At 46.1% G+C, this 5,996-nt stretch carries 6 protein-coding genes; 3 read left to right on the forward strand and 3 right to left on the reverse strand.

Annotation, left to right across the window (positions count from 1 at the left end; genetic code table 11):
• Positions 1 to 193: TonB-dependent receptor (locus GY843_RS18150; protein ID WP_297311731.1), on the forward strand; the 193-nt coding region annotated here is incomplete at its 5' end.
• 9 nt (positions 194 to 202) lie between these two features.
• On the opposite strand, the gene GY843_RS18155 is transcribed toward GY843_RS18150, so the two are convergent.
• Positions 203 to 2,683 carry an EAL domain-containing protein gene (locus GY843_RS18155; protein WP_297311733.1) on the reverse strand — a complete coding sequence of 827 codons (2,481 nt, stop codon included), beginning with the start codon at positions 2,681 to 2,683 and terminating at the stop codon, positions 203 to 205.
• A 328-nt stretch (positions 2,684 to 3,011) separates the two neighbouring features.
• Here GY843_RS18155 and GY843_RS18160 point away from each other — a divergent pair, with 328 nt between their 5' ends.
• The gene (locus GY843_RS18160; protein ID WP_297311734.1) at positions 3,012 to 4,241 is read left to right on the forward strand and encodes a nucleoside recognition domain-containing protein; all 1,230 of its coding nucleotides are present in this window, start codon (positions 3,012 to 3,014) and stop codon (positions 4,239 to 4,241) included.
• Positions 4,242 to 4,282: 41 nt separating this feature from the next.
• Here the strand turns inward: GY843_RS18160 and GY843_RS18165 are convergent, their stop codons facing one another.
• Together GY843_RS18165 and GY843_RS18170 are read right to left on the reverse strand one after the other, a co-directional pair.
• Entirely contained in the window at positions 4,283 to 4,636 is a 354-nt protein-coding gene (locus GY843_RS18165) for a GFA family protein (protein ID WP_297311735.1), read from the reverse strand.
• Positions 4,637 to 4,641: 5 nt separating this feature from the next.
• Positions 4,642 to 5,046: a hotdog domain-containing protein gene (locus tag GY843_RS18170; protein ID WP_297311737.1), complete on the reverse strand. Its 405-nt coding sequence runs from the start codon at positions 5,044 to 5,046 to the stop codon at positions 4,642 to 4,644.
• A 267-nt stretch (positions 5,047 to 5,313) separates the two neighbouring features.
• Here GY843_RS18170 and GY843_RS18175 point away from each other — a divergent pair.
• Positions 5,314 to 5,996 (forward strand): phosphate ABC transporter substrate-binding protein PstS family protein (locus tag GY843_RS18175; RefSeq protein WP_297311738.1); only part of this gene is annotated, 683 nt, incomplete at its 3' end.

Below are 5,996 nucleotides of genomic sequence, written 5' to 3' on the forward strand. Positions count from 1 at the left end.
AATTGATGATTATACCCTGGTCAACCTATCTCTAAGACGAGAAGAGATCGCGCCAAATCTTGATATAACACTCAGTGCTCTGAACCTGTTTGACGAAGATGCCTACGAACCAAGTAATGGCGTTATCCCTGATGACTACCCATTGGAAGGTCGAAGTGTCTGGCTGCAACTGAGCTACAGGTTTGATCAATGACCCGCAAGCTTAATCATTTAGGTCCAAGTACTCTATTGGTTGAGGCTTGCCAAGAAAATAGCCCTGGGCATACTCAACCTTAAACTCTTTAAGCAGATCCAGCGTGACCTGGTCTTCAACGAATTCAGCTACAGACAGCTTACCCAGGGTGGACGCCACGTCGCGGATAGAACGAACCAGAGCACGGTCGTTTTCGCTGTTCTTCATTTCCTTGACGAATGATCCATCAATTTTGACCGTATCTGCGGGTAACGACTTAAGGTATGAAAAAGTACTAAACCCTGTACCAAAATCATCTATAGAAAAGGAACATCCCATATTGGCCAGAGTCTTAACCATTGATTGGGTTGCTGAAAGATTGGAAAGGCTAGCACTCTCTGTCAGCTCAAAAATAATCTTGCTTGGCGAAACATCATATTCGTTCAGTTTCCGCTCAATCAAAGGCACAAGTTGTTCATTATGAAAGGCTTGAGCAGACAGGTTAATCGCAAGCTTTTTCAGGCCTGGGTGTTTCGCGAGCACACTAATCGATTTGGCAACCACATGCAGGTCCAATAATGAGACCTCGTGGAACCGTTCAAGCGCAGGTATAAACTCTCCAGGATAGACCAAACGCCCGTCAATCATCAGGCGTACCAGCACCTCATAATAAGCAACTTTTGCGCTAGGGATGTGATAAACCGGTTGGAAGTGCAGCACAAGGTTATCTTGCTCGATCTCATGCCTAACCATATGCAACCACTGCATACTCAAACGAACATTGTCACTCTCTTGATCCTGATCCGTATGCATGTGCACACCGCCAGGACCATATCCCTTCGCCACATATAAAGCGATATCCGCTCTTTGCAGGTAATCCTGAGGTTTCTCAAGGGAACCATCAATCATGCTGATACCAACACAACAACTCACCTTAAAGGTTTGCTGTTCTGTTCCGTATCTCTCTTGCTCGATCAGCTCACAAATCGATTTGGCCGCTAACCTAGCACCTTCAGCATCAATATCCGCCAGGAACAGAGCAAACTCGTCCCCGCCCAAACGGAACAAACTTTCAGTTTCCTGAGTTCGCCCTTGAAGCTGCTCAGCTACCCTACGCAGTACCGCATCACCCTGATGGTGCCCTTGGGTATCGTTAATCGCTTTAAAATGATTCAGGTCGACATACAACAAAGCATGTTGTAGCTGATTATGTTTTGCCAAAGCCGCAATGCGAATCAGTTCATTATCAAAGAAATATCGATTATGCAGACCGGTGAGCGTGTCATGCATGGCAATATGTTCCAGCTTTTGCTCCGCATGACGTCTGGCGGAAATATCATCCACCGAGATAAACACAGAGACCGGGTGATTCCCGCTCTGCCTTCCGGTTAGGCGGGCCTCTACCCAGATCGCCTCTCCAAATCGGTCTTTGAGCTTAAACTGCAAACGAAATCTGGCGCTGGTATCATTGGCCACCCTGGAAATCGCGTTACTGATCTCTAAGGTCGAACTGTAAGGATCTACGTATACGACATCGGTAAACAAACGCCCCATAGATTTCTGTTCTTTCCAGCCGGTCATCTGTATCCAGGTACTGTTGACGAACACAATCCGTCCATCAGCATCTAACTCGACTATAGAAGAGGTGAGGTTGTCCAGAATATCCTTATGCTCTTGTGCCTGTTTGATCAGAGACGCCTGACTCTCCTCAAGACTGTTAACTGTTTCGGCAAACTGTTGGTTAGAGATCATGAAATCTTCACGGTGCGCCGCTATTTCACAGACCTTGCGTAGCTGATTTGCCTGAAATGGCTTACTTATAAAATCAGAGGCTCCTTTCATAACCAGCTCTTCAGCTAAGTCCATGGAACCATGAGCGGTCATAATCACGATGGTCTGATCAGGCTTTTCGGCAAGTATCTGATCCATTATCTCAGGCCCGGAAATACCTGGAAGCATTACATCCAATAAAACGATCGAATGCTTTTTCTCACGCCAGAGCGCAAGGCCTGTCTCTCCCTCAGGAGCGAGATCTACCTCAAATCGCTGTTTCAGAATACGTTGGACCAGATGCGCAGTTTCTTCTGTGTCCTCAATGGCCAGAACCCGATCAAGCCTTTGTTCTCTGTGTGTTTGTACTGACTCACTGAGGATATCCTTGAGCCGGGTGTACTGTTCAAAGGGAAGAAGATGGTCAATATCAAACTCCCGAGCGGTTTTCTCGGCTATACGTTTGCACCAAGTTGAGGAAACCAATAGGAAAGGGATATCTGCTTCACAGTTAAATACGCCTGAACGGACCATGCGGGCCAGACGCCAACCATCAACTCCTTCTAGATAGATATCACTTACCACACAATCGATATGGAGTTTTTTCAGCAAGACAACTGCAGATGCTCCACTGGTCGCTGTGACTATGTCGTAGGGAGTATTTTCAGATAGGAAATCAGACAATACGGATGCCTGTTCCGCATTACCATTTACTAAAAGGAGTTGAGATTTACCATCCATGATATACGTATTTCAGCTATAAGCTCATAGTTAATAAACCGATCCAACAAAAGCCATCGGTAACATAAAGCAGCAATCGTATTTCCCTACACACATGATCTAGCTTCCCCTGACTAAAGAGCTACCGTTTTTTATAGTGCGATGACAAGACTCTCTTATTTCAGCTTATATTTCAAGTAGTAAGCTTCTCACCCTTAGAAGTAAAAAATACAGTGCTTTAGACCCCCTAGCTGCCCAAGCTCATCTCCAAAATTGAGTTCTTTAACGTTTAATTTAAAGAATGATAAGGTAGATTACATAGCTACCGATTCTGAATGACGCCCTAAAAATGTTACACCGTATCTGGCTCGCCTTTTTCCTTATCGCTTTTGTTGGCGGCCTCTATCAATGGCTTTGGCTGGATGATTCTGCGGTTTTCCAACGCATGGTTCAGTCCACCTTTGATATGTCTAAGCTTTCGGTTGAGCTAGCGATTGGTCTGATCGGCACACTGGCATTCTGGCTGGGCATGATGAAGCTAGCCGAAAACTCAGGCCTTGTGGATAAGTTTGCCACGGCAATTAGCCCTTTATTCACCCGACTAATGCCGGAAGTCCCTAAAGGCCACCCGGCCATGGGTTCCATGACCATGAACCTATCTGCCAATATGTTGGGGCTGGATAACGCAGCAACTCCGCTGGGTTTAAAAGCGATGCAGGATCTGCAGAGCCTTAACCCGCAGAAAGATACTGCGAGTAATGCCCAGATTCTGTTTCTGGTTCTGAATACCTCTTCGGTTACCCTGTTTCCCATCACAGTTTTCCTTTACCGGGCACAACAAGGAGCCAGCGACCCTACCTCGGTATTTATCCCGATTTTGATCGCTACCTGCTGTTCTACATTGGCTGGATTACTGGCGGTCAGCTTTGTGCAGAAGATCCGTTTATGGGAACGGGTCACTATGCTCTATATCGGTGGGTTTGTTGCACTATTACTAGCGTTTATCGGCTACTTCACCACCCTAACCATGGATGAACTGCAAAGACAGTCTTCACTGGTGGGTAACCTACTGATCTTCTCCGCCATTATCGGTTTCCTCAGTATGGCCCACTATAAAGGCATCAATATCTACGAAACCTTTATTGAAGGCGCTAAGCAGGGGTTTGATGTTGCGGTAAAAATTATCCCCTATCTTCTAGCGATGCTGGTGGCGATAGGCGTGTTAAGAGCCAGTGGTGCTCTGGAAGGGTTTATCTGGTTACTAAGGGAAGGTATCGGCTTTTTAGGTTTTGATACTCGCTTTGCCGATGCCCTGCCCACCGCCATTATGAAACCGTTCTCCGGTTCCGGCGCACGGGCGATGATGCTGGAAACAATGGATAGCCATGGTGTAGATTCATTCCCAGCGTATCTGGCATCAGTTATTCAGGGCTCTACTGAAACCACCTTTTATGTGCTGGCGGTTTATTTTGGTTCGGTAGGTATTCGTCATACCCGTCATGCTATTGCCTGCGGTTTAACAGCTGATCTGGCAGGTATTATTGCGGCGATCTTTGTTGGTTACTGGTTCTTTGGTTAAGTTCTTTTGCGAATAACTCTTTGGTTAAGAACTTTTAAGCCTTAAAAAGCAGCCCCATCAGCAATCACAACTGGCAGCGTAAGCGTATCCAAACCTTCAACACAGCCCAAATTCACCCGGAAGTAACCTGGCTTTCTGCGCGTTTGGTGAAAAGTGTAGATACCACACTGATTACAGAAGTGGTGTTTGGCGGTGTGGGTTTCAAACTGATAGGTATTTAAAACCCCCTCTTCCGCCTGAATTTTCAGATCCTCTGGTGCGATAAAGAAGTTGCTCATCAGAGCACCTTTTTTAGTACAGATAGAACAGTTACAACGCAAACCATCTGTAATTGCTGGGGCGGTAAAGCTGAACTTAACTGCCCCACAGTGACAGGAACCATTATATTCGGCCATACAATTCACCCTTTCAGGTAATCCAAGGCGCGAATATGACCGTGCCCGTCGATCGCTACCTGAACACATTCTGTCTCGGTAACTTTTCTTAACTCAGTTCCATCAGGGCAACAGCCCCAGGCTTCAACTTGAATCCTTAGTGAGCTGGTACCTGTCTCAACCAATCGAGTGTAAAACGACATCACGGTGCCGCTCAGTACAGGTGACATAAACGCCATCTGACCTATAGATACCGTTGATACCCGTCCCTGTGAAAGTCTGGCAGCGAAGATTTCAGATGCCTGTACCATTTTTGCAGAAACCCAACCGCCGTAGACATCACCAAACATATTGGTGGACTCGCTTGTAGCGGGTAGTTGTAACATCAGTTCGCCTTCTGGCGTGGAGGTTTGATCGTTGTTCTCAGTCATAATAATTGCGACCTAAAACCTTACTTGCATGCAATTACCAGCACGAAAGCAGGATGATTAATGCTGTTTTATTGTTATCTCTGTTCGCAGCTTATACCAAAGTCGCAACAAGACAAACTCTCTGCTGCAAAAATGAACTAAAAATAAAAAATGACATTACCTGTCACATTTCTGTCATTAAAGCTGCCTATAGTTCTCCCCCATCAAAGGACAACGAAGCTGTTCTTTAGACCTAAATTTAAAATTAAGACTCTCTGGAGCCTCTACATGAAACCAATGAAAAAGCTGTTTGCTGCTGTTGCTATCTCTGCAACTTGCGTAGCTGCAAATGCATCTGACCTGCTGGACAAAGACCTTCCTGTTTACACTAAGGCGTCTGGTGTTTCTGGTAACCTGTCTTCTGTAGGTTCCGACACACTGGCTAACCTGATGACTCTTTGGGCTGAAGAGTTCAAGCGTAGCTACCCTAACGTTAACATCCAGATTCAGGCTGCGGGTTCTTCTACTGCTCCACCAGCACTGACTGAAGGTACTTCTAACGTTGGTCCTATGTCTCGTAAGATGAAAGACAAAGAGATCGAAGCGTTCGAAAAGAAATTCGGCTACAAGCCAACTCCAGTAGCTGTTGCTATCGACGCTCTGGCTGTTTTCGCACACAAAGACAACCCAATCGAAGGTCTGACTATCGCTCAGGTTGACGCGATCTTCTCTTCTACTCGTAAGTGTGGCGCTGCTGCAGACGCTAAAACTTGGGGTGACGTAGGTGTAGCAGGTTCTCTGGCTGATAAGAGCATCCAGCTGTTCGGTCGTAACTCTGTATCCGGTACTTACGGCTACTTCAAGAAGAAAGGCCTGTGTAAAGGTGACTTCAAAAACAATGTTAACGAACAGCCAGGTTCTGCATCTGTAGTACAGTCTGTTTCTACTTCTCTGAACGCTATCGGTTACTC

The sequence above is a fragment of the Neptuniibacter sp. genome (genome assembly GCF_024231755.1).
GTDB lineage: Bacteria > Pseudomonadota > Gammaproteobacteria > Pseudomonadales > Balneatricaceae > Neptuniibacter.